The sequence below is a fragment of the Streptomyces sp. SA15 genome (assembly GCF_002291145.1).
In the GTDB taxonomy this organism is placed as follows: Bacteria; Actinomycetota; Actinomycetes; order Streptomycetales; family Streptomycetaceae; genus Streptomyces.
Genome location: NZ_NTGE01000190.1, coordinates 1 through 22910, shown reverse-complemented (window position 1 = coordinate 22910; position 22910 = coordinate 1). Strand labels below are relative to the sequence as shown.

At 71.4% G+C, this 22910-nt stretch carries 22 protein-coding genes; 13 read left to right on the top strand and 9 right to left on the bottom strand.

The annotated features are described in order from the left end of the window. Position 1 precedes the first annotated feature (1 nt). From CLM62_RS40400 to CLM62_RS40380, 5 genes are all read left to right on the top strand, one after another. Positions 2-961, top strand: a complete 960-nt coding sequence (locus CLM62_RS40400; protein WP_095754866.1) for an ABC transporter permease — start codon at positions 2-4, stop codon at positions 959-961. Between the two features lie 38 nt (positions 962-999). Beyond that, positions 1000-1872 carry an ABC transporter permease gene (locus CLM62_RS40395; protein WP_373559236.1) on the top strand — a complete coding sequence of 291 codons (873 nt, stop codon included), beginning with the start codon at positions 1000-1002 and terminating at the stop codon, positions 1870-1872. After that, positions 1869-3491, top strand: a complete 1623-nt coding sequence (locus CLM62_RS40390; RefSeq protein ID WP_095754865.1) for an ABC transporter ATP-binding protein — start codon at positions 1869-1871, stop codon at positions 3489-3491. The genes CLM62_RS40395 and CLM62_RS40390 overlap by 4 nt, the downstream gene beginning before the upstream one ends. A 5-nt stretch (positions 3492-3496) precedes the next feature. Beyond that, a complete protein-coding gene (locus CLM62_RS40385; protein WP_095754878.1) occupies positions 3497-4432 on the top strand; it encodes an ROK family protein in 936 nt (311 codons plus the stop codon). A 113-nt stretch (positions 4433-4545) separates the two neighbouring features. Further along, on the top strand, positions 4546-5925 hold the full coding sequence (locus CLM62_RS40380) for a glycoside hydrolase family 43 protein (RefSeq protein ID WP_095754864.1): 1380 nt from the start codon (positions 4546-4548) through the stop codon (positions 5923-5925). Between the two features lie 90 nt (positions 5926-6015). Here CLM62_RS40380 and CLM62_RS40375 read toward each other — a convergent pair whose 3' ends face one another. Then, positions 6016-6975 (bottom strand): ABC transporter substrate-binding protein, encoded by a 960-nt coding sequence (locus CLM62_RS40375; protein WP_095754863.1) that lies wholly within the window; start codon positions 6973-6975, stop codon positions 6016-6018. Positions 6976-7446: 471 nt separating this feature from the next. Between CLM62_RS40375 and CLM62_RS40370 the strand changes: the two genes are divergently transcribed. Genes CLM62_RS40370 through CLM62_RS40355 form a run of 4 tightly spaced genes read left to right on the top strand, consistent with a single transcriptional unit; the run spans position 7447 to position 11671 of the window. After that, entirely contained in the window at positions 7447-10125 is a 2679-nt protein-coding gene (locus CLM62_RS40370; protein WP_095754862.1) for an ATP-binding protein, read from the top strand. Further along, the gene (locus CLM62_RS40365) at positions 10122-10598 is read left to right on the top strand and encodes a roadblock/LC7 domain-containing protein (RefSeq protein ID WP_095754861.1); all 477 of its coding nucleotides are present in this window, start codon (positions 10122-10124) and stop codon (positions 10596-10598) included. The genes CLM62_RS40370 and CLM62_RS40365 overlap by 4 nt, the downstream gene beginning before the upstream one ends. Before the next feature lie 37 nt (positions 10599-10635). Next, the gene (locus CLM62_RS40360; RefSeq protein WP_095754860.1) at positions 10636-11082 is read left to right on the top strand and encodes a DUF742 domain-containing protein; all 447 of its coding nucleotides are present in this window, start codon (positions 10636-10638) and stop codon (positions 11080-11082) included. Continuing rightward, the gene (locus CLM62_RS40355; protein ID WP_095754859.1) at positions 11069-11671 is read left to right on the top strand and encodes an ATP/GTP-binding protein; all 603 of its coding nucleotides are present in this window, start codon (positions 11069-11071) and stop codon (positions 11669-11671) included. The genes CLM62_RS40360 and CLM62_RS40355 overlap by 14 nt, the downstream gene beginning before the upstream one ends. Before the next feature lie 57 nt (positions 11672-11728). Here CLM62_RS40355 and CLM62_RS40350 read toward each other — a convergent pair whose 3' ends face one another. From CLM62_RS40350 to CLM62_RS40325, 6 genes are all read right to left on the bottom strand, one after another. After that, a complete protein-coding gene (locus tag CLM62_RS40350) occupies positions 11729-12397 on the bottom strand; it encodes an ABC transporter permease (RefSeq protein WP_095754858.1) in 669 nt (222 codons plus the stop codon). Further along, positions 12394-13101 (bottom strand): ABC transporter permease, encoded by a 708-nt coding sequence (locus CLM62_RS40345; protein WP_095754857.1) that lies wholly within the window; start codon positions 13099-13101, stop codon positions 12394-12396. The genes CLM62_RS40350 and CLM62_RS40345 overlap by 4 nt, the downstream gene beginning before the upstream one ends. Further along, positions 13098-14240 (bottom strand): ABC transporter ATP-binding protein, encoded by a 1143-nt coding sequence (locus CLM62_RS40340; protein ID WP_179382434.1) that lies wholly within the window; start codon positions 14238-14240, stop codon positions 13098-13100. The genes CLM62_RS40345 and CLM62_RS40340 overlap by 4 nt, the downstream gene beginning before the upstream one ends. A gap of 173 nt (positions 14241-14413) precedes the next feature. Beyond that, positions 14414-15148, bottom strand: a complete 735-nt coding sequence (locus CLM62_RS40335; protein ID WP_095754856.1) for an FAD:protein FMN transferase — start codon at positions 15146-15148, stop codon at positions 14414-14416. 2 nt (positions 15149-15150) lie between these two features. Next, a complete protein-coding gene (locus CLM62_RS40330) occupies positions 15151-15843 on the bottom strand; it encodes an FMN-binding protein (RefSeq protein WP_095754855.1) in 693 nt (230 codons plus the stop codon). Between the two features lie 10 nt (positions 15844-15853). Next, the gene (locus CLM62_RS40325) at positions 15854-17140 is read right to left on the bottom strand and encodes a ferric reductase-like transmembrane domain-containing protein (RefSeq protein WP_095754854.1); all 1287 of its coding nucleotides are present in this window, start codon (positions 17138-17140) and stop codon (positions 15854-15856) included. A gap of 204 nt (positions 17141-17344) precedes the next feature. On the opposite strand from CLM62_RS40325, the gene CLM62_RS40320 reads away from it, so the two are divergent. Genes CLM62_RS40320 through CLM62_RS40310 form a run of 3 tightly spaced genes read left to right on the top strand, consistent with a single transcriptional unit; the run spans position 17345 to position 20549 of the window. Then, positions 17345-18043, top strand: a complete 699-nt coding sequence (locus CLM62_RS40320) for a response regulator transcription factor (RefSeq protein ID WP_179382432.1) — start codon at positions 17345-17347, stop codon at positions 18041-18043. Beyond that, positions 18040-19497 carry a cell wall metabolism sensor histidine kinase WalK gene (locus CLM62_RS40315; protein WP_095754852.1) on the top strand — a complete coding sequence of 486 codons (1458 nt, stop codon included), beginning with the start codon at positions 18040-18042 and terminating at the stop codon, positions 19495-19497. Before CLM62_RS40320 ends, CLM62_RS40315 begins: the two co-directional genes overlap by 4 nt. Positions 19498-19550: 53 nt before the next feature. Beyond that, the gene (locus CLM62_RS40310; RefSeq protein WP_095754851.1) at positions 19551-20549 is read left to right on the top strand and encodes an NAD(P)-dependent oxidoreductase; all 999 of its coding nucleotides are present in this window, start codon (positions 19551-19553) and stop codon (positions 20547-20549) included. A 34-nt stretch (positions 20550-20583) separates the two neighbouring features. On the opposite strand, the gene CLM62_RS40305 is transcribed toward CLM62_RS40310, so the two are convergent. Both CLM62_RS40305 and CLM62_RS40300 read right to left on the bottom strand, forming a co-directional pair. Continuing rightward, entirely contained in the window at positions 20584-21696 is a 1113-nt protein-coding gene (locus CLM62_RS40305; protein WP_095754850.1) for a sensor histidine kinase KdpD, read from the bottom strand. Positions 21697-21698: 2 nt separating this feature from the next. Next, positions 21699-22418 (bottom strand): response regulator, encoded by a 720-nt coding sequence (locus CLM62_RS40300; protein ID WP_095754849.1) that lies wholly within the window; start codon positions 22416-22418, stop codon positions 21699-21701. Positions 22419-22521: 103 nt separating this feature from the next. Between CLM62_RS40300 and CLM62_RS40295 the strand changes: the two genes are divergently transcribed. Continuing rightward, positions 22522-22910, top strand: a 389-nt coding sequence (locus CLM62_RS40295; RefSeq protein ID WP_373559235.1) for a glycosyltransferase family 2 protein, incomplete at its 3' end; no start/stop codon positions are given.

Here is a 22910-nt window from a genome sequence, read left to right as displayed (position 1 = left end):
CATGGACACCCTCCTCTACCTCGCCCGGCGTCTCCTCCAAGCCCTGGCCGTGATCCTCATCGTCACGATCGTCGTCTTCTGCCTGCTGCACGCGCTGCCCGGGGGTCCCGCACGCGGGATCCTCGGCCCGCAGGCGACGGCCGAGCAGATCGCCGCGTTCAACCACGAACAGGGCCTGGACCGGCCGCTGCCCGTCCAGTACGTCTACTACCTCGACACGCTGGTCCACGGCGACCTCGGCACGTCGTACACGCTGAACGAGGCCGTCTCCCGGCTGATCCAGCAGCGCCTGCCGAAAACTCTGGTGCTGACCGTGCTGTCCGCGCTCGCCGGGCTGCTGCTGGCGATCCCGCTCGGCATGTGGCAGGCGGTGCGGCGCAACAAGCCGGCCGACTACGTCATCACCACGCTGAGCTTCGTCGCGTACTCGACGCCGGTGTACTTCCTGGGGCTGATCCTGGTGCTGCTGTTCACCCAGACCCTGCGCTGGTTCCCCTCGCAGGCGCCCCAAGGGGACACACTGGCCCAGGTGTTCGCGGACCCGGCAGCGCTGGTTCTGCCGGTCGTAACGGGGGCCGCGTCCATGGTGGCCGTGTTCAGCCGGTACATGCGGGCCGCGACCCTGGAGAACCTCTCCGAGGACTACGTCCGCACGGCGCGGGCCGGCGGTTCCCGGCAGCTCGCGATCCTCTTCAGGCACGTGTTCCGCAACTCCCTCACCCCGGTCGTCTCGATGCTCGGCTACTACGTGCCCGTGCTGTTCGGCGGGGCGCTCGTGGTCGAGCAGCTCTTCAACTACCCCGGTATGGGGCTGCTGTTCTGGTCCGCCGCGCAGTCCTCCGACTATCCGGTGCTGCTGGGCTGTGTCCTCGTCATCTCCGTGGCGACGGTCGTGGGCACGTTGCTTGCGGATGTTGTGCAGCGGATTGTCGATCCGCGTGTGAAGGGGGAGCGGGCGTGAGTACTACGGGTCGTGTTCAAGGTGCGAGCCGGTGGGGGTTGGTCGCGCCCCGCGGCGGAGCCGCAAATCGACACAGCCCCGCGCCCCTTGGTGCGCGCTTCGCGCACAATAGGCTGGCGGTGGCCGGAGTCCTGGTCGTGACCGTCTTCCTGTTGTTCTGCTTCGTGGGGCCGCTGCTCTACTCCACCGACCAGACCCATACCGACCTCACCCAGGTCAACCTCGTACCCAGCGGTGCCCATTGGCTGGGTACGGATGCCGTCGGGCACGACCAGCTGGGCCGGCTCATGTACGGCGGCCGGGTCTCACTGCTCGTCGGGCTGGCGTCCGGGCTGCTCGCGACCGTCATCGGCACGCTGTGGGGCGCCGTCGCGGGCTACGCGGGCGGCTGGGTGGACGCGGTGATGATGCGGGTGGTGGACGCCGGCATCGCGATCCCCGCGCTGTTCATCCTGCTGGTCGTCTCCGCGATCACGACGCCGGGCACGCTCGGCCTGATCGTGATCCTCGGCCTGGTGTCCTGGCTGGTCCCCTCCCGGCTCGTGCGAGCCGAGACGCTCACGCTCAAGAACCGCGACTACGTGCTGACGCTGCGCGCGACCGGCGGCACGCACGGCCGGGCGATCGCCCGGCACATCCTGCCGAACTCGGTGTCGACGATCGTGGTCGCGGCCACCTTCCAGGTCGCCGACGCGATCCTGCTGGTCGCGTACGTGTCGTACCTGGGCCTCGGTGTCCAGCCGCCGTCGACCGACTGGGGCGGCATGCTGTCGGCCGGTCTGACGGCCGCGTACTCCGGGCGCTGGTGGCTGATCGTTCCGCCGGGCCTCGCGATCATCCTCGTCGTGTGCGCGTTCAACGCGATCGGCGACGGGCTGCGCGACGCCTTCGACGTGAGGGGACGGGGATGAACATCCTTCAGATCGAGGGCCTCGGGGTGACCTTCTCGACGGACACGGGCGAGGTGCCCGCTGTACGGGAGGTGTCCCTGCACGTCCGGCCCGGTGAGACTCTCGCGCTGGTCGGCGAGTCCGGCTCCGGCAAGTCGACGGTGGCGCTCGCCGCGATGGGTCTGCTGCCCGGGAACGCGCGGGCGTCGGGACGGGTGACGGTCGACGGTACGGAGGTGGTCGGGGCCGGTGAGGTGGAGCTGGCACGGCTGCGCGGCCGTACCGCGTCGATGGTGTTCCAGGAGCCGGCCACCGCACTGGATCCGCTGACCCGGGTCGGCAAGCAGATAGCGGAAGTCGTACGGAACCACCGGTCCGTCTCGCGCGCGGAGGCCGCCCGTGAGGCGGTGGGCCTCCTGCGCCGGGTCGGCATTCCCGAGCCGGAGCGGCGGGCGTCCGCGTTCCCGTTCCAGCTGTCGGGCGGGCAGCGGCAGCGGGTCGTCATCGCCATGGCCATCGCCAACTCGCCGGGGCTGCTGATCGCGGACGAACCGACGACCGCGCTCGATGTCACCGTGCAGGCCGAGATCCTCGATCTGCTACGGGGGCTGGCGGCCGACTCGGGCACGGGCGTGCTGCTGGTCACGCACAACATGGGCGTGGTCGCCGACTTCGCCGACCGGGTGGCCGTGATGCTGCGGGGCGAGGTGGTGGAGACGGGGTCGGTGGAGGAGGTGCTGTTGCGGCCGAGGCACGAGTACACGCGGCGGTTGTTGGCGGCGGTGCCGCGGCTGAAGTTCAGCGGCGAGGACCCGGAGCCGCCGGCCCAGGATGCTCCCGTAGTCCGGCTCCGGGACGTGTCCGTGCACTACGGGCGCGTACAGGCCCTCGACGGCGTGACACTCGACGTCCGCCCGGGCGAAACCGTCGGCCTCGTCGGCGAGTCCGGCTCCGGCAAGTCCACAGCCGCGCGGGTCGCGCTCGGGCTCCTCCCGCCCTCCTCAGGCTCGGTCTCGCTCTTCGGCACCGACCTGAGCCGGGCCCGGGGCCGGGCGCGCCGAGCCCTGCTCTCCGGTGTGGGCGTGGTGCTCCAGGACCCCGTGGCCTCGCTGGACGCGCGGATGAGTGTGGCGGAGTGCGTGGCCGAGCCGCTGCGGATGCACCGCGGGGGCATGTCGGCGGCCGAGCGACGGGAGCGGGTCGGGGACGTGCTCGAACTCGTGCGGCTGTCCCGGGAGTTGATGGGACGCGGGCCCCGCGAGCTGTCGGGCGGTCAGCGGCAGCGGGTGAGTCTCGCCCGGGCGCTGGTGCTGCGGCCGCGGCTGCTGGTCGCGGACGAGCCGACGAGCGCGCTGGACGTGAGTGTGCAGCGAACGGTCCTGGAGGTGATCGCCGAGTTGCAGCGCGAGCTGGGGTTCGCCTGTCTGTTCGTGTCGCACGATCTGGCCGTGGTGCAGGAGTTCGCCCAGCGGGTCGTCGTCCTGCGGTCGGGGCGGGTAGAGGAGCAGGGGCCGACGATGTCCACCCTGCTGCGTCCGGAGACCGAGTACACGCGTCGGCTCATCGCGGCGGTGCCGGTGCCGGATCCGGTGGTGCAACGCCGCCGCCGGGAATCCCTGGAGACGGAGGCCACCGCGTGACGCACCTGGTCGCCGGTGTCGACATCGGCGGTACGACGACCCAAGCGGCGCTGTGCGAGGAGGGCTTGACGGTCGTCGACCGCGTCGAGGTGCCCACACCGGCGGCCGAGGGCGGGGCCGCGATGGTCGGCGCCGCGCTGGACGCCGTACGGCTGCTGCTCGGCCGTACGTCCGCGCGGCTGCTCGGTGTCGGAGTCGGCGCGGCGGGTCTGGTGGACGCGCGGGCCGGGCGGGTCCTGGTGGCGAGCGACTCCTTCCGGGGGTGGGCCGGGTTCGCGGTGACGGCGGCCGTCGAGGAGGCGCTGGGGGTGCCGACGTTCCTGGACAACGACGTCAACGCGTTCCTGCGCGGCGAGGCGGCGGCCGGTGCGGTCGCGGGCGAGCCGCACGTGCTCGGGATGACCCTGGGCACCGGGGTGGGCGGGGCGCTGTGGCTGGACGGGGCGCTGTACGACGGGCCGCACGGCGCGGCGGGCGAGATCGGGCATGTGCCCGGCTTCGGTGAGCTGCCGTGCACCTGCGGCGGGCGCGGCCATCTGGAGACCCTGGCGTCCGGGCGGGCGATCGCGGCGCGGTACGGGGAGCGCACCGGGCTGTCGCTGAGCGCCCGGGAGGTGGCCGAGGCGGCGGGGGCGAACGATCCGGACGCGATCGCCGTGTACGAGGCGGCGGGCGCCGCCGTGGGCCGGGCGATCCTGGTCACGGCGGGTCTGCTGGATGTCACGACCTTCGTGATCGGCGGGGGCGTCGGCCGCTCCTGGGCGCTCGTCGAGCCGTCGATCGAGCGGGCCCTGGCCGCCGAACCGCCGGTCAGCGGGCATCCGGTGCGGGTCCTGCCCGGGCTGCTCGGCGGGGACGCGGTGGCGATCGGGGCGGCGGCGCGGGTGCGGGCGGAACTCGGGCGCGTACGCGGCGGGGTGGCGGGAATCCGCCAAAGCTGACCATGTGATTGACGCGTGCTCGCGGCTCTCCTATCTTCTGGTCGATTCACCGAACTTTGTTCGGTATATCGACAGGATCGTCCAGAAGGCCCGCACCCCCACCTGGAGAACCCATGGCCCACCCCTCCCGCAGACACGTCCTCGGCCTGGCCGCGACCGCCCCGCTCGCCGCGACCGGCATCCTGGCCCTCGGCGCGGGAACCGCCCACGCCGCCGACTCGGCGTACGTCATGGGCTACTTCACCGAGTCCACGACCATGCTCGAGGCCGACTACGGCCTGCATCTGGCCGTCAGCACCGACGGTCTGCGCTGGATGCCGCTGAACCAGAACAACCCGGTGGTCACGCCGAGCGGGGGCGCGGGAGGCCTGCGCGACCCGTTCATCCTGCGCAAGCAGGACGGCACCTTCGTCGTGCTGGCGACGGACCTGAAGGGCACCGACTGGACCCGCAACAGCGTCTACATCCACGTCTGGGACTCGGCCGACCTGCGGACCTTCACCGGCTACCGGCTGCTGAAGCTGCACGACATGACGAACACGCACAGCTGGGCGCCGGAGGCCTTCTGGGACGCCGGGCGCGGCCGGTACGGCATCCTCTACTCGTCGGTGAACAGCAGCGGCCACAACGTGATCATGGTGAGCTACACAACCGACTTCCGCACGACCGAGAGCCCCCAGGTCTTCTTCGACCCCGGCTACGACGTCATCGACGGCAACCTCACCATCGGTGTGAACGGCGTCAACTACCTGTACTTCAAGCGGAACGGGACCCTCGTCGGCGCCCGGTCGACCTCCCTGAACCCGGGCAGCTTCACCGCCTTCAGCACCGCGGTCTCGCACGGCGGCACCGAGGCGCCGACGGTGGTCAAGTCGCTGACGTCGAACACCTTTTATCTCTGGGGAGACACCTATACGCCGAACGGTGTCTTCTACGCCTGGCAGACCACCAACCTGGCGGCCGGCACCTGGACAGCCCTCGACCAGCGCCTCTACACCCAGCCGCTGAACTCCAAGCACTGCGGCATCCAGCCGATCACCTCGACCCAGTACGACAACCTCGTCGCGAAGTGGGGCGCCCCGGCCTGGAACCGGCTGAAGTCCTACAACTTCCCGGCCCGTTACGTCCGGCACAGCAATTACGCTGGACGGATCGACGAGTACCCCTTCGACCCGTACACCGACTCCCAGTGGAAGCTCGTGCCGGGCCTCGCGGACTCGTCGGGCGTTTCCTTCCAGTCGGTCAACTTCCCGACGCGGTACCTGCGGCACTACAACTACGAGCTGCGGCTGGACGCGAACGACGGCACGTCGACGTTCGCCGCGGACGCCACCTTCCACCGGGTGGCGGGGCTGGCCGACAGCTCCTGGTCGTCGTTCCGCTCGTACAACAACCCGACCCGCTACATCCGGCACGCGAACTTCGCCCTGCGGATCGACCCCGTCTCGACGAGCACCGAGCGGCAGGACGCCACGTTCCACGTCGGGTACTGACAGGGGCTTCTACCACTACGGAAGAACGGCGCGGGCGCCCCCTGTCAGAGGGGCACCCGCGCCGGTCCGTCCGCTGTCATGCCGCGGACGTCAGCTCAGGCCGACCGACTCCAGCCAGGCCTTGGCGACGTCCAGCGGGTCCTTGTTCTCCAGCTGCACCTGGGAGTCCATGTCCAGCAGCGACTTGGTGTCCAGCTTGGCCGAGACCTCGTTGAGCGCGGCCACGCCCTCCTGGGAGAGGCCGGACTTGTAGACCAGAGGAGTCACGTTCGCGAAGCCGAAGAGGTTCTTCGGGTCCTGCAGGACCACGAACTTCTCCTTGGTGATGGTCGGATCCGTCGTGAAGATGTCCGCGGCCTGCACGGTGTTCTTCGTCAGCGCCGCCTGGGTCAGCGGACCGCCCGCGTCGAGGGCCTTGAACGACTTGAACTTCAGGCCGTACTCCGCCTCCAGGCCCACCAGGCCCTGCTGCCGGGTCTGGAACTCCGGCGAACCGCCGATGACCAGCTCCGGAGCGATGTCCTTGAGGTCCTCTAGCGTGGACTGGGCGGTCAGGTTGTACTTCTTCGCGGTCTCCGCGTTGATGCTGACGGAGTCCTTGTCCTCGGCGGGCGCCGACTCCAGCAGCGTCAGCTTCGAGTCCAGCTTGGCCTTCGCGGCCGCGTTCACGGCCTCGACGGACTTCTGCTCCGCCTTGGGGTCCAGGTAGGCGAGCAGCGAGCCGTTGTACTCGGGCAGGACCGTGATGGAGCCGTTCTTCAGCAGGCCGTAGGTGGTCTCGCGGCTGCCGATGTTGGGCTTGTAGGTGACCTTGACGCCCTTGGCCTTCAGGGCCTCGCCGTAGATGTCGGCGAGCAGGATGCTCTCGGCGAAGTTGTTGGAGCCGACGACGACGGTGCCGCTGTCCGCCTTGTCGTTCGCGAGCGGGTCGGACGTGTCGCTGTCGGAGGAGCCACATCCCGCCAGCAGGACCGTGGCGGCGGCGAGCGCGACGGCGGCCACGCCGGGGTGTCTCCTGAAGGACCTGCTGTGTGGGGCGGTAGAAGTCACGATTCCCGTTCCGGACTCTGGGGGTTCAGGGGTTCATCTGGGGGTTCATGGGGCCCGCGCGACTGCGCTGCGAAGGCTCTGCGAAAGCACTTACTCTGATCCAATCCAGCGGGTTCTCGGTCAGTCAAGAGCAGCCTGGTCACCAATTGGCTTCAATGCGTGGTCGCTTGTGAAGGCAAGATGAACGAGCCGCCACCGAACCCCCGAACCCGCGCCGGGTTGTAACGGATTCTTGACTGAGGGTGGCGCGATCGAGTGTCCGAAGAGACTGTAGTCTCGCCCAAGTTGGCGCCGGTCACAGTGGCGTGCGGGGGCCGCAGCGGTGTTGTCTTGCACCAGTGACATCACACTCGGTGTCGTTTCACACCTGTCTCAGTGCCCTGACCCGGCACCGACCCGTACCGATCAGAAACGGTCACGTGAGTTCCTCGAGTTCCTCGCGCGCCGTGAGACACCCACGAAGGAGGCCTGGTGTCCACGAATGAGGTGGGCGCACCCGCCGAGTCGACACCGGCACCGTCGCCGGTCCGCGGTGGCATACGGGGGTTCGCCGACCGCTGGCCGTTCCGCCGCAAGCTCAACGTCCTGGTCGGTGTGCCGCTCGCCGTGGTCGCCGCCCTGCTCGCCTACCTCATCGCCGACCAGGTGGGCCAGGCCCGGGACGCGGACGCGGCGGCCCAACTGGTCCGGGACAGCGCGCAGGTCGCGGAGCTCGTGGACCGGGTGGAGACCGAGCACCAGCAGGCCATCCTGCTGTCCGTGCGCCACGAGGCCGCCGGCCCCGGCACCCGTCCCTCCACCGCCGAGTACCGCAAGGCGCAGGCCGCGGTGGACTCCCAGGTGGAGAAGGTGCGCGAGACCTTCGGCGACCGGCTGCCGGACACCGAGGCGCAGGCCCTGAGGGAGATCAACGGCCTCAGCAGCCTGCGCGACACCGTCGCGCAGGGCTATCTGCCCGCCGACAACATCGACCCGGCCTACACCAACGCCTCCCAAGAGCTGATCGACGGCCTCGGTCTGGACCACAACGAGGACCTCGCCGGCACCTTCACCGGCAGCCTGCTGGACTCCCTGCTGCGCGCCGACGCCGCGCACAGCGCCTTCGAGACGGCCGTCTTCTCCGCGCGCACCGGTGACAGCAACGCCCTCATCGAGTTCATCGGCGCGGTCGGCGCCGAGAACGAGTACGTCCACCAGGCCGACCGTTTCGCGCGGTTCGCCAGCGAGGCCCAGGCCGACGAGCTCGGCGGCATCGAGCACAACTCCGCCCAGGCGACCATCGGCCGCCACTACGCCGAGCTGCAGATCGACCCCAGCAACCTCCAGGCCGATTCGCCCGAGCGGATCCGCGAGGCGTTCAACGAGGCCCTCGCCTCCTACCCCGCCTACCGCGAGCAGTCCCAGACCCGGCTGGAGATCACCGCGTCGCTCATCGACCAGATCGCCGACCGGGCCGACCACGCCTCCAGCGAAGCCGGCTGGCGCGCGATCCTGCTACTGGGCCTGGCGCTGTTCGGCTTCGTCGTCTGGATCGCCTTCGCGGTGCTGGTACGGCGCTCGGTGGTCCGGCCCGTGCAGGCCCTCACCGGCGCGGCCCGGCAGGTCGCCGACGTCGCCGGCCGCGAGCTGGCGCGGGTGGCGGACGACGACGCCGAGGACGACGGCCCGCCCCGGCTGCGCGAGGTGCCGGTCAACGCCAAGGACGAGATCGGCGATCTCGCGGAGGCCTTCAACCACGTGCAGGGCACGGCGTCAGCGCTGCTGGAACGCCAGGTGCTCAGCCGCCGCAACGTCGCCGAGATGTTCGGCAACGTGGGCCGCAGGGTCAGCAACCTGACCACGCGGCAACTTGCCCTGATCGACGCCGTGGAGCGGGGCGAGACCGACCCGGCGCTGCTGGAGCGGCTGTACAGCATCGACCACATCGCGGTCCGTCTGCGCCGCAACGCCGACAGCCTGATGCTGCTCGCCGGCATCCGTGAGACGGTCCTCGACTCCGGCCCTCTGGCGCTCACCAATGTCGTACGGGCCGCGCTCGGCCAGATCGAGGGCTTCCAGCGGGTCCATCTGAGCGCCGCGACCGAGGTCATGGTGGAGCCCGACATCATCGGCGACCTCACGCTGATGGTGGCCGAACTCTTGGAGAACGCGGTGTCGTTCTCGCCGGCGGGCAGCCCCGTCGAGGTGACGGTCAAGAACGACGCCGAGGGCGCGCTGGTCCTGGTCGCCGACCACGGCCTGGGCATGAGCGCCGAGCGACTCGCCGAGGAGAACGCCCGCCTGATCCGCCGCGAACGCCTCGACGTGGTCCCGACGAAGGTGCTGGGCCTGTTCGTGGTGGGCACGCTGGCGCGCCGCTGGGAGGTGACCGTGACCCTGTCCCGCACGCCGGGGGGTGGTGTGACGGCCGAGGTGTCCATACCGTCGTCTCTGCTGCTGACGATGAGTCCGGTGGCGGTTGCCTCCGGCAGTTCGGCGGGGGTTGCCTCCGGCGGTTCAGCGGGGGGATCGGGGTCGGTAACGGCTTCGGGTTCGAGGGCGGTGCTCTCCGGCGGTTCGACGTCGGGGGCAGGGACGGCAGCACTTGGTACGGCGCCCCAGGGGGGCGGCACACCGATCGCCGAAGCGGGGGCCGGTGCCACACCTACGGCGGGCGAGGGCGTGACCGCGGCCTCGGACGACACCCCCTCGGCCGACGACGCCCCCGTGCCGCTCCCCCGCAGGCGCCCCCGACGCGACACCGCCCCGACCGTCAGCCCTGCCTCACCCACGTCGGCCGGACCCGGGCCCGACGGCGCTACGACACCCGAAGCGCCGTTCATCCCCAGGGCCCGCACCGGCGACACACCGCCGACCGGCGCGGCCGTGCCCTCCGACGACGACGATCCCTCCGACTCCCGCCCCCTGCGCCGCCGCGTCCGTGGCGCCACCCTCCGTACGACCTTCGGCACCGACCCCGACCAGCAGGCCACCCGCCGGGCCGCGCCGCAGCCCGCCGACGCGGACGCCGTCCGGGCCGCCCTCGACGAGTTCGAGGCGGCCGTGGAACGCGCCCACCGCGACAGCGGAAACGGCGACAACAACGTCAACAGCAACGGCTACGACGGCGTAGCCACCCCGCACGACTCCCCGGAAGGAGCGGAGCAGTGAGCACGTCGAATGGTGACACTCCCGAGGGAGGCACCACGCCGGCCGAACTGCAGGCCGCCGCAGCCGACTTCACGTGGCTGTTGAATCGTTTCGCGACCGAGACGGCGGGCGTCGTCGACGCCATCGCCGTGTCGTCGGACGGGCTGCTCATCGCCGTGTCCGAGCTGCGCGAGCCCGCCGACTCCGAGCGCCTCGCCGCGATCGTCTCCGGCATCACCAGCCTGGCCGCCGGCGCCTCCGGCAACTACGGCCTCGGCGGCCTCAACAAGGTCATCATCGACCTGGAGGGCGGCCACGTCCTGGTCTCCGCGATCGGCAGCGGCGCCGTCCTCGGCGTCGTCACCGACAAGGAGGCCAAGCTGGGCAACATCGCCTACGAGATGACGCTGTTCGCCAACCGCGCCGGTACCGCGCTCAGCCCCCAGCTCGTACTCCAACTGAAGAACAGCGTCGGCGCCGCGTCGAAGCGCTGACCGGGCGCCGCCCGGCCGAGGAGGAAGACACACAGCCATGGCGGACGGCCGCACTTCCCGAGGTGCCGGCGAGGACGGCAGCACGCCCCCGGGCCAGGACCCGGTCGGCCCCGTCCCCGCCGTACGGCCGTTCCTGGTCACCGCCGGCCGGGTGGCACCCAGCGCATCCGGCCGGACGATGCCCGTCGAGACCCAGGTGGTGGCCACCGCCGACGGGCTCGAGGCGCTCGACCGGCTCTCCTTCGAACAGCACGACATCGTCGCCGCCTGCCGGCGGCCGCAGTCCATCGCGGAGATCGCGGCCCGGCTGCGGCTGCACCTCAACGTGGTCCGGGTCCTCGCCGAGGACCTGCGCACGGAGGGGCAGTTGACGGTGCACGTGCCCGACACCGGCGCCACCCATGACGCATCCGTCCTGCGAAGGGTTATCGATGGCCTCAGGGCCATCCCCGACTCCCGAGGGGTACTCCGTGACACCGACTGAACCGGCCACCCTCGCCGGGGCCGCCCAGGCCGCGGCCGTACGACCACCGCTGCCGGTCAAGATGGTGATCGCGGGCGGCTTCGGGGTGGGCAAGACCACCGCCGTCGGCTCGATCTCCGAGATCGAGCCGCTGACCACCGAGGCCGCCATCACCGAGGTGGCGGCGGGCGTGGACGACCTCAGCCACACCCCGCGCAAGACCACGACCACGGTCGCGATGGACTTCGGCTGCATCACCATCGACCCCACCCTGAAGCTGTATCTGTTCGGCACGCCCGGGCAGGAGCGGTTCGGCTTCATGTGGGACGACATCGTCGAGGGCGCGGTCGGCGGGCTCGTCATCGTGGACACCCGCCGCCTCGACGACTGCTACGCGGCCGTCGACTACTTCGAGCACAAGCAGATCCCGTTCGCGGTGGCCGTCAACGCCTTCGACGGCCACGTCGAGCACACACTGGACGAGGTCCGCTGGGCGCTCGACGTCAACGAGCGCGTCCCGCTCGTGGTGTTCGACGCCCGGGAGCGCGGCTCGGTCCGCGACGCCCTGCTCGTCGTACTGGAACAGGCCCTGGCGCGCACCGAGGGCTGATGATGCACAGATGATGTACAAGAGGGGCCAGGGGATCCGAACCCCTGGCCCCCACTGTCAGTTGCTCCTGCGCACCCCCGGCGACACCGCGATCCGGTGCACCGCCCAGAACAGTCCGAGCGTCACCAGCGCCATCACGGCGACCAGGGTGGCGCCGCCGACGACCTTCTCGTAGTTGCGCTGGTAGAGGCCGTCGACGATGTAGCGGCCGAGGCCGCCGAGTGAGACGTACGCGGCGATGGTGGCCGTCGAGACGATCTGGATGGCCGCCGAGCGCAGGCCGCTGAGGATCAGCGGGAGCGCCACCGGCAGTTCGACCTGGAGCAGGACACGGCTCTCCTGCATGCCCATGCCGCGGGCGGCGTCCACCGGGGAGGGGTCGACGGAGCGGACCGCCTCGTAGGTGGTGACCAGGATCGGCGGGATGGCGAGGACCACCAGCGGGATCATCACGGGCAGCAGGCCGAGCCCGAGCACGACGAACATCAGCACCAGCAGGCCGAAGCTGGGCAGGGCCCGGGCGGCGGTGGCGATGAACGCGAGCGCGTTGCCGCCGCGGCCGGTGTGCCCGGTCCACAGGCCCACGGGCAGACCGATTCCGGCGGCGATGGCGAGCGCCAGGAGGGAGTACCAGACGTGCTCCCACAGACGGGTGGGGATGCCGTCGTAGCCCTTCCAGTGGGCGCTGTCGCTGAAGAAGGCGTTGATGAAGTTCAGGACGTTCACCGGGCTGCGTCCTCCAGTGCGAGGGCGGCCGGGTCGGGCCGGTCGGCCTTCGGTTTCGTGGCCCCGCCGCGCGGCATCCAGGGCGTGAGGAGGATCCGGAGGCCGACCAGAGCGGCGTCGATGAGGATCGCCAGGACGGCGGTGGTGACGACGGAGTTCACCGCCAGTTCGGGTCGGTGGTAGAACATCGCGTCGGCGAGCAGGTTGCCCAGTGCGCCCTGGTTGCCGATGAGCGTGCCGACGCTGACGAGGCTGATGCTGGAGACGACCGCGATGCGCAGGCCCGCGATGATGGCGGGCACCGCGATCGGCAACTGCACCTGCACGTACCGGCGTACGGGCCCGAAGCCCATGGCGGTGGCCGCGGCCAGCGTCTCCTGCGGCACCGACCGCACGCCGTCCACGATCGCCGGGACCAGCACCACCAGGCTGTAGACGGCGAGCGGGATCATCACGGTGAGCTCGGTCTGGCCGGTGTAGTCGATGAGGACGACGAAGAAGGCCAGCGAGGGGATGGCGTACAGCACGGTCGTCACCCACAGCACCGGCGGGTACAACCAGCGGAAGCGCACGCACAGTTGGGCGAGCGGCAGGGCGAGGATCAGCCCGGCCAGCACCGGCAGCAGGGCCTCGCGCAGATGCAGTCCGATCAGGCCGAGCCAGCTGTGCTGGAGGTCGCTGGGGATGTCGAAGAAGCCGTTCATCCGGCGACCTTGGCGGCCTTGTCGTTTTCGCGGCCTTCCGCGTGATGGGCGCCGCGGATCGCCTCGCCGATGGTCTGCTGGGAGACGACGCCGGTCGCCCGGCCCTCGGCGTCCACGGCGACGGCCCACCCGGTGGGCGAGAGCACCGCGCAGTCGAGCGCGGCCCGCAGCGAGTCCGTCCCGGCCACGAACGGCCGCCCGTACGGCAGGAGTTCCTCCCGCGCGATGCCCCGGGCGGTCAGCCCGTCCGGCTCGCTCCAGCCGAGCGGCTTGCCGTCCAGATCCGTTACGAGGAGGTAGGGGGCGTCGGCCGTGTCGCGGGCGGCGATCTGCTCGGCCGTGGAGTCGATCGCGACGATCGGCGCGGTCAGCAGCTCCAGGCCGGCGGAGGGGAAGAAGGACAGCCGCCGGATGCCGCGGTCGGCGCCGAGGAAGTCCTCGACGAAGGTGTCCGCGGGGTGGGACAGCAGCTCGGCGGGCGGAGCGAACTGGGCGAGCTTGCCGCCGGTGCGCATCACGGCGACCATCGTGCCCAGCTTGACGGCCTCGTCGATGTCGTGCGTGACGAAGACGATGGTCTTGCCCAACTCCTCCTGGATACGCAGGAGTTCGTCCTGCAACCCCTTGCGGACGATGGGGTCCACGGCGGAGAACGGCTCGTCCATCAGCAGCACCGGCGGATCGGCGGCGAGTGCCCGCGCGACACCGACGCGCTGCTGCTGTCCGCCGGACAGCTGGTAGGGGTACCGCTGGGCGAGCGCGGCGTCGAGGCCGACCCGCTCCATCAACTCCCGCGCCCGGGCCCGTGCCTTCTCCTTGCCCCAGCCGAGCATGCGCGGCACGGTGGCGATGTTGTCGACGATCGTGCGGTGCTGGAAGAGCCCGGCGTTCTGGATGACGTATCCCATGGACCGGCGCAGCGTGTTGACCGGCTGCTGCGTGATGTCCTCGCCGTCGAGGAGGATCGTGCCCTCGCTCGGCTCGACCATCCGGTTGATCATGCGCAGGGTCGTCGTCTTCCCGCAGCCCGACGGCCCGACGAGGACGGTGATCGAGCGGTCGGGTATCTCCAACGACAGCCGGTCGACCGCCACCGTGCCGTCCGGATACCGCTTGGTGACTGAATCTATCCGTATCAAAACGCCGAATACCCTTCGGGTCTGGCTGAAGTTGCCCGCTTTCGGCCAGGTCCTGTGTGCGCGGGCCGTTGCCGGGAGAGTCTAGACGGCTCGTGTTGCGGGACCGTGGCGGGCGCTACGGCAACGCCCCCAGGGCGGGCCGCCGGTCGCAGCCCGCCCGCCGCTTCACGCGGTCACGCCGCCGCGGACCGCTCTCCCGCCACCGGAAATCCCGGCGTCCGCAGCACCCGGCGCTCGCCGTCCACCGCGAACACCTCACAACCCTCGAGCCCCGCGGCCCAGTCGACGCCCTGCGCGCCCATCGCGAACGCCGCCGTGGCGACCGAGTCCGCCTCCGTCAGCGTCGGGGCGACGACGGTCAGGCTGAGCAGGCCGGTCGCCGGACGTCCGGTGCGGCCGTCGATGATGTGGTCGCCGCGCTCGTAGCGCGCGGAGGTCGCCACCGCGCCGTCGGTCAAGTCGAGGACGGTGCACAGCTTGTCGGCGTGTTCGGGGTGCCGTACACCGACCCGCCAGGGGCCGCCGGCAGCGACCACGTCACCGCCGGCGTTGAGGCAGAAGCGCGTCGCGCCGGCCGCCGTCAGCAGTTGAGCCGCCCGCTGCACCGACCAGCCCTTGACCACCGCGCAGGGGTCCAGGCCGCGGCCGGGCAGCCGTACGTCGAAGGCGCCGCCGGTGGCGATCCGGTAGTGCTCGCAGAGGTCGAGGACCTCACGCAGATCCGCGCTGAGCTCCGACACCTCGCCCCGGTCCAGCCGGGACACCTCGCTGTCGGGCTTGAAGGGGCTGAACCGGACGTCGACTTCATGCAGCCACGCGAAGACCGCGTCCACGGCCGACTCGGGGATGCCCTCGTCGTCGACCCGCAGCGACACCGGGAAGCCCATGACGTGCTCGACGCGCCGCACGGTCAGGCGCCCTTGGCGTCGAGGGCGGCCTGGAGGGACTCCCGGTAGCCGTCGCTGGTGATCGTCGCGCCGGAGACGGTGTCGATGTCCGCGCTCTGTGCCTGAAGCGTCTGAGCGATCAGCTTCGGCACGGCGGCGGTCGTCTGCGGGTGGTTCGGCTGCTGGAGCATCCGCACCGAGCCGATCCTGTCGCCCGCGAAGGTGACCTCGACCTGGACAGGGCCCTTCTCGGTGTCGACCGTCGGACCCGCGACGACCTCGTTCGCGGAGGCGGGCGAGGGCGAGGCGGAGGCAGCCGTCGCGTTCTGGTCGATCGCGGCCTGGAGGGACTCCTTGTAGCCCTCAGTGGTGATCGTCGCGCCGGAGACGGTGTCGATGTCCGCGCTCTGCGCCTGAAGGGTCTCCGTGATCAGCTTCGGCACCGCCGCCGTGGTCTGCGGATGGTTCGGCTGCTGGAGCATCTTCACGGCGGTGATCTTCTCGCCGTCGAAGGTCACCTCGACCTGGACGGGGCCCTTCTCCGTGTTCACCGTCGTCCCCGCGACGACCTGCGAGGAACTGCCCGGGGCGGCGGACGTGGAAGGGGCGGGCGCGACGGCCTCGGTCGTGGACGTCCCGCCGATCGACGGTTCGTAGCGCCAGACCGGGATCAGGCCCGCGACGCTCAGGACCAGAATGGGGATAGCTCGTTTCACGGTCTGTTCCTCATCCCGCCAGGCTGAAGCGCTCGAAGTGGATCTGCGGCTTGGGCACGTTCAGCTCGCGCAGGCTGCCCAGCACCGCGTTCATCATGGGCGGCGGTCCGCACAGGAAGACGTCCCGGTCGGCGATGTCCGGCACCATCCGCGCCAGCTCGCCGGGCGCCAGCTTGTCGGGGACGGGCGGCCCGGTCACCAGGTGCAGCTCGGCGCCCTTGGCGAGGGCGAGGTCGCGCAGTTCGTCGTAGAGGACCGCGTCCCGGTCGCTGGAGACGCGGTAGATGACCACGGCGTGGCCGTGCAGCTCCTCCAGCAGCGCCCGGATGGGGGTGACGCCGACGCCGCCGGCGATGAGCACGGCCTCCGGCCGGGTGCGGTGCATCGCGGTGAAGGCGCCGTAGGGGCCTTCGGCGAAGACGCGTGTGCCGACCTTCACGTGCCGCAGGGCGGCGCTGCCGGCGCCGGCCGCCTTGGCGGTCAGCCGCAGGGTGCGGCCGTCGGGGGCGGCCGACAGGGAGAAGGGGTTGGCCTGCCACCAGCGGTCCGGGGTCAGGAAGCGCCACAGGAAGAACTGGCCGGCCCGCGCGGGCATCCGGTCCAGGTCACGGCCGCTCATGTAGATCGAGACGACGTTGTCGGACTCGGGGACGACGGCCGTGACGCGCAGTTGGTGGCGCCAGTTCCGCCACAGCGGAAGCACCAGCCGGCCCACGATCACCGAGCCGAGCGCGACGCCCCACACGCCGTACCAGTACGAGGTGGCGACGGAGGACGAGGTGAAGGTCGTACCGACCGCGACCTGGTGGGTGAAGGCCAGCACCACGGCGACGTACGTGTACAGGTGGATGAAGTGCCAGGTCTCGTACGCCAGTCGGCGGCGGGCGTAGCGGCCCGAGACGGCGCCCACGACGATGATGATCGCCAGCGCGACGATCGCGCGGAGGACGCCCTCGACGGTCTCGGCGAGGTCCACGAGTTGGTTGACCGGGTCGAGGTCCGAGGACTCGGCGTAGCCGAAGACGATGAAGACGGCGTGGGCGAGCAGTGTGAACAGGATGCCGAAGCCGGTCCAGCGGTGCCAGGAGGTCAGCCGGTCCATGCCGATGCGGCGGTCGAGCCAGGGCAGGCGGGCCACCAGGACCAGCTGGAAGGCCATCAGGAGAGCGCCGTACAGACCGGCCAGCCGGCCCAGCACGATCAGGGTGTTCGAGGCGAACCCGGCCTGGGTGAAGAAGTAGGTCACCACGGCCACGTTCGCGGCCAGCACGGCGTACAGGCCCGTGCGGGCGACCACCCTGGGGCGTTTTATCGCCGTGGGGGGCGCAGGGGGCGATTGGACGGCAGTCACGGGACGAAGCTCCTTGATCGGGTCCGGGGTATCGAGCTTCTCCGGAGAGAGCTGTCGAAATACTGTCGTGCGACTTTCAAGTACTTATCGATGTGGCCACGGCGGTGCCCCGGGCTCCGGCATCGGGGTCCGGTGACGCACTATGAACGGGTGGAAAAAGTACGACTCCTCGTCGTGGACGACGACCCGCCGATCGCCGACCTCGTCGCGACGGTCGCCCGCTACGAGGGCTGGGACGCGGTCACGGCGAACTCCGGTGAGGAGGCGCTGAGCCGCGCCGCGGAGTTCCACCCGGACATCGTGGTGCTGGACCTGATGCTGCCAGACCTCGACGGCTTCGGCGTGCTGGAGCGGCTGCGCCGCTCGGGGACGATGGTGCCGGTGGTGTTCCTCACCGCCCGGGACGCCGTCGCCGACCGGGTGGCGGGGCTGACCCGGGGCGGTGACGACTACCTGGTCAAGCCGTTCGCGGTGGAGGAGCTGATGGCCCGGCTGCGGACCGTGCTGCGGCGCAGCGCCGGACCGGGCTTCCAGCGGTCGGTACTCCAGGTGGCGGACCTGACCATGGACGAGGACACCCGTGAGGTGCGGCGCGGCGAGAAGCTGCTCACGCTCACCCCCACGGAGTACGAGGTGCTGCGCTATCTGATGCGGAAGTCGCCGACCGTGCTGACCAAGGCGCAGATCCTGGACCATGTGTGGGAGTACGGCTTCGGCGGCCGCTCGAACGTCGTGGAGCTCGTCGTCAGCCGGCTGCGCCGCAAGCTGGACGGGCCCGACGACGGCCAGGAGCCGCTGATACAGACCGTGCGGGGCTTCGGGTACGTGATCCGGCAGGCCGCCGAGTGATCGGCCGGCTGCGGCGGACGTACCGCAGGATGCGCCTGGGCACCCGGCTGGCGCTGGGCCTGGGCGCCCTGGCGCTGGTCGTGTTCGCCGTCGTCGGCACGGCCCTGACGACGTACATGCGGGACTACCTGTCGGCCCAGCTCAACGATCAGTTGAGGCTCACCCAGACCGCCCAGTCCAAGAGCATCGCGGACAGCGGCACGCTCCAGGGGAAGCGGTACTACCGCTGGTACTACGCCGTGTACGACGTGTCGGACGGCGCAGCCGTGCTCCGCAAGCCCGAGAACACCGGCGACGTGCCGGAGGACGTCGACGAATTCACCTCTCTGGCCCGCGCCCAGGCGGCCTCGGGCTCGGAGCTCCTGCGCACCGAGCACCTCAAGGGCGAGGGCGTCTACCGGCTGCGCGCCTGCGAGGTCGAACCCGGGGTGGTCCTGGTGAGCGCCGCGCCCATGGACGGCATCGACGACACCGTCACGCAGCTGATCACGATCCAGGCCGTCACGTTCGTGCTCGCGCTGCTGGCGCTGGTGATCTTCGGCCGGAAGATGCTGCGGCGCGGTCTGAAGCCGCTGAGCGACATGGCCTCCACCGCCCACGGCATCACCTCGCACGACCTCACCGAGTCGGCGGCCCGGCTGCCGCTGCGCGCCGACGGCCGGGACGGCGGCCCCGAGGTCGATGAGCTGCGGACCGCCTTCAACACGATGCTGGAGCACATCGACGACTCCCTCGCGGTCCGCGCGGAGGCCGAGCAGCGGCTGCGCCGCTTCGTCGCGGACGCCTCGCACGAGCTGCGCACCCCGCTGATGTCCGTACGGGGCTACGCGGACCTCTTCCAGTACGCCGCCGCCAACGCCCCCGAGGAGCGCGACAAGCACCTGGCCCGGCTGCGCGCCGAGGCCGCGCGGATGGGTGTCCTGCTGGACGACCTGCTGCTGCTCGCCCGGCTCGACGCGGCCGAGGTGGAGGCCCCGCTGCGGCCGGTGGAGACGGATCTGGTGGAGCTGGCCGAGCACGCGGCGGACGCCTTCCGCGCCGGCCACCCGGACCACCCGCTGACGGTGCGGGCCGGTGCCGAGCCGCTGAAGCTGCGCCTTGACCCGCAGCGCATCCGCCAGGTCCTGGACAACCTGCTCACCAACGCGGCCGTGCACACGCCGGCGGGCACGGCGGTGACCCTGACGGTCGGCGTCGAGTCCGGCAGGGCGCTGGTGCGGGTGGCGGACAAGGGCCCCGGCATCCCGGCCGCCGACAGCACCCGCGTCTTCGACCGCTTCTACCGCGTCGACAAGGCCCGCAGCCGCGACCGCGGCGGCAGCGGCCTGGGTCTCGCGGTCGCGAGCTCCTTGGTCCGGGCGCACAGCGGCACGATCGAGGTGAGCAGCGAGCCGGGGGCGACGGTCTTCACGGTGGCGCTGCCGCTCAGCCCCACGAGTCTTACGAAGCCGTGACGTGAGAGGCGCGGCCCGGTCGTCCGGGCTGCTCACGGCCCTAGCGTGAGGGTATGCGTGTACTGGTCACCGGCGGTGCCGGATTCATCGGGTCCCATGTCGTCGCGGCGCTCCGCGCCCACGGGCACGAGCCCGTCGTGTACGACGTCCGGGCCGAACCGGCGGCGGACGTACGCAGCCCCCATTCGGTCCGCAACGCCCTGACCGGTGTGGACGCCGTCTGCCACCAGGCGGCGATGGTCGGCCTGGGCGTCGGCTTCTCCGACGCGGCGGAGTACGTCTCCCGCAACGACCTCGGTACGGCCGTGCTGCTGACCGCCATGGCCGACGCGGGCGTACGGCGGCTGGTGCTGGCCGGGTCGATGGTGGTGTACGGGGAGGGCAGGTACGACTGCCCACGGCACGGGACCGTCCGGCCGGGACCGCGTGCCGTCGCCGACCTGGACGCGGGGCGCTTCGAGCCGCTCTGCCCGGAGTGCGGGGCCGAACTGTCCCCCGGGCTGGTCGGGGAGGACGCCCCGGTCGATCCGCGCAACGTGTACGCGACCACCAAGCTGGCCCAGGAGCACCTGGCGGCGGCGTGGGCGCGGGCCACGGGCGGGTCGGCGGTGTCGCTGCGCTACCACAACGTGTACGGGCCGGGCATGCCCCGCGACACCCCCTACGCGGGTGTCGCCTCCTTCTTCCGCTCGGCGCTGGCCCGCGACGAGGCCCCGCGTGTCTTCGAGGACGGCCGCCAGCGGCGGGACTTCGTGCACGTACGGGACGTGGCCGCGGCCAACCTGGCGGCGCTGGAGGCGAGTTCGCGTCCGGGCGCGCTCACGGCGTACAACACCGGCAGCGGCGAGCCGCACACGGTCGGCGAGATGGCCCGGGCGCTGGCGGCGGCGTACGGCGGCCCCGAACCGGTCGTCACCGGGGAGTACCGGCTGGGGGACGTACGGCACATCACGGCGGACTCGGCGCGGCTGCGGGCGGAGTTGGGGTGGAAGGCGCAGGTGGGGTTCGCGGAGGGGATGCGGGAGTTCGCGCGGGTGGGGTTGCGGAACTGAGAAGTGCGGCGCCCTGGGTGCCGTACCCCCGCGCTCACACCTCCGCCGTCGGCAGCGTCACCTCGAAGCGGCAGCCGCCCGGGATGTTGCGTACCGTCGCCCGGCCCTGGTGGGCTTCCACGATGCCCCGGACGATGGCGAGGCCCAGACCCGCGCCCGCCGGTGGCGTCCGGGCGTGCGTGCCGCGCCAGCCGGTGTCGAAGACGCGGGGCAGGTCCTCCTCGGGGATGCCGCCGCAGCCGTCCGTGACGGACAGGACGATGCCCTCGGGCGAGCGCTCGGCGGCGATGGCGACCGTGCCGTCGGCGGGGGTGCGGCGGATGGCGTTCACGAGCAGGTTGCCCAGCACCCGGCTCATCTCCTTGCCGTCCACCTCGACCGGCACGGGCTCGACCCGGTCACCGACCAGCCGTACGCCGTGCTCGCGCGCCAGCGGGTCGGCGCCCGCGAGGGCGTCGCCGACGAGGTCGTACAGGGAGATCCGGCTCGGGCTGAGCGCCAGCGTCCCCGCGTGGATGCGGGAGAGCTCGAAGAGGTCGCCCACCATGTCGTTGAGGCGCTCGACCTCCGTGCGGATCTGTCGCAGGTAGCGCTGCGGGTCGGCGGCGACGCCGTCCTCCAGGGCCTCGGACATCGCGCGCAGCCCGGCGAGGGGGGTGCGCAGGTCGTGCGAGATCCAGGCGACGAGTTCGCGCCGGGAGGTCTCCAGGGCGCGTTCGCGTTCCCGGGACTCGGCGAGCCGGGCGCTGGTCGCCTCCAACTCACGGCTCAGCGCGGCCAGTTCGGCGGTCACCGGGCCGTCGGGCGAGGTGAAGCCGCCGCCGTCGCCGAAGGAGCGGGCGGCGAGCGTGAGGGCCCGGCTGCGCGCGACGACCCAGCGGCCCAGCAGCAACGCGGTGGCCAGGGAGACCACGGCGGCCATGGCGACGACCGTGGTGACGACCTTCAGGTCGTGCGCGGACAGGAACATCGCCTGCGCGACCGCGAGGGTGCCCGCGAGCATCGCGGTGACGGCGACGGTGGTGACCACGGCGAGGTGCGTGACGACCGAGCGCCGCCGGATGAGCAGCAGCACCCACGCGCCGAGGAGGCCGGCCGCCGCGGCACCGAGGAAGGCGAAGAGGGCGATGAGGAGGGTGTCGCGCATGGTCAGGCCTCCTCGGGGGTGCTGTCGAAGCGGTAGCCCACGCCCCACACGGTCTGGATCAGCCGGGGCCTGGCCGGATCGTCCTCGACCTTCCCCCGCAGCCGCCGGACATGGACGGTCACGGTCGACAGGTCGCCGAAGTCCCAGCCCCACACCTCACGCATCAGGTCCTCGCGGCTGAACACGCGGCCCGGGTGGCGCAGGAAGAAGGCGAGGAGGTCGAACTCGCGGATGGTGAGGGAGAGTTCGGCGCCGTGCTTGGCGGCGCGGCGGGCCGACGGGTCGACGCTCAGCCCTGCCGCGTGCAGGACGCCGGACGGCTGGGCGGGACGGGAGCGGCGCAGCACGGACTCCACGCGCAGGACCAGTTCGCGGGGGCTGAAGGGCTTGGTGACGTAGTCGTCGGCGCCGACCTCCAGGCCGAGGATGCGGTCGTCCTCGTCGCCGCGCGCGGTGAGCATGATGACCGGCACGGGTCCGCGCCCCCGCATCCGGCGGCACACCTCGAGGCCGTCCATGCCCGGCAGCATCAGGTCCAGGACGACGAGGTCCGGCCAGTGCGCGGCGGCCCGGGCGAGCGCGTCGGGGCCGTCCCCGGCGCGGTCCACGACGTATCCGGCCCGGTCGAGGTACCCGGAGACGACCTCGGCGACGGTGGGGTCGTCGTCCACGACGAGGACCCGGGCGCCGGCCTGCGCGTACGGCTGTTGCTGCTGCTCCATGCCGCCAGCCTCGCACCGTCCGCGCCCGGGCGCGGTTCCCCGCCCCCGACGTCCTTGTTTCGTAAGGAGCCGAAGTCCGTTATGCCCGTTTCACGCTCGTAGGGTGAGTGCCGTGACGACCTCTTCCGATCCCGTTCCAGCCCTCACGTCCGTGGACGTCGTACTCCCCTGTCTCGACGAGGCCGAGGCGCTGCCCTGGGTGCTGGGGCGCATCCCGCCCGGCTGGCGGGCGCTCGTCGTGGACAACGGGTCCACGGACGGCTCGGCCCGTATCGCCCACGACCTCGGCGCGACCGTCGTGCGTGAGGAGCGGCGCGGCTTCGGCGCCGCCTGCCACGCGGGGCTGACCGCCGCCACGGCCGACGTCGTCTGCTTCTGCGACTGCGACGCCTCGCTCGACCCGGCCGACCTGGTGCCGTTCGTGCGCGAGATCCGGGCCGGGGACGCGGACCTGGTCCTCGGGCGGCGCCGCCCGCAGGCCCGCGGTGCCTG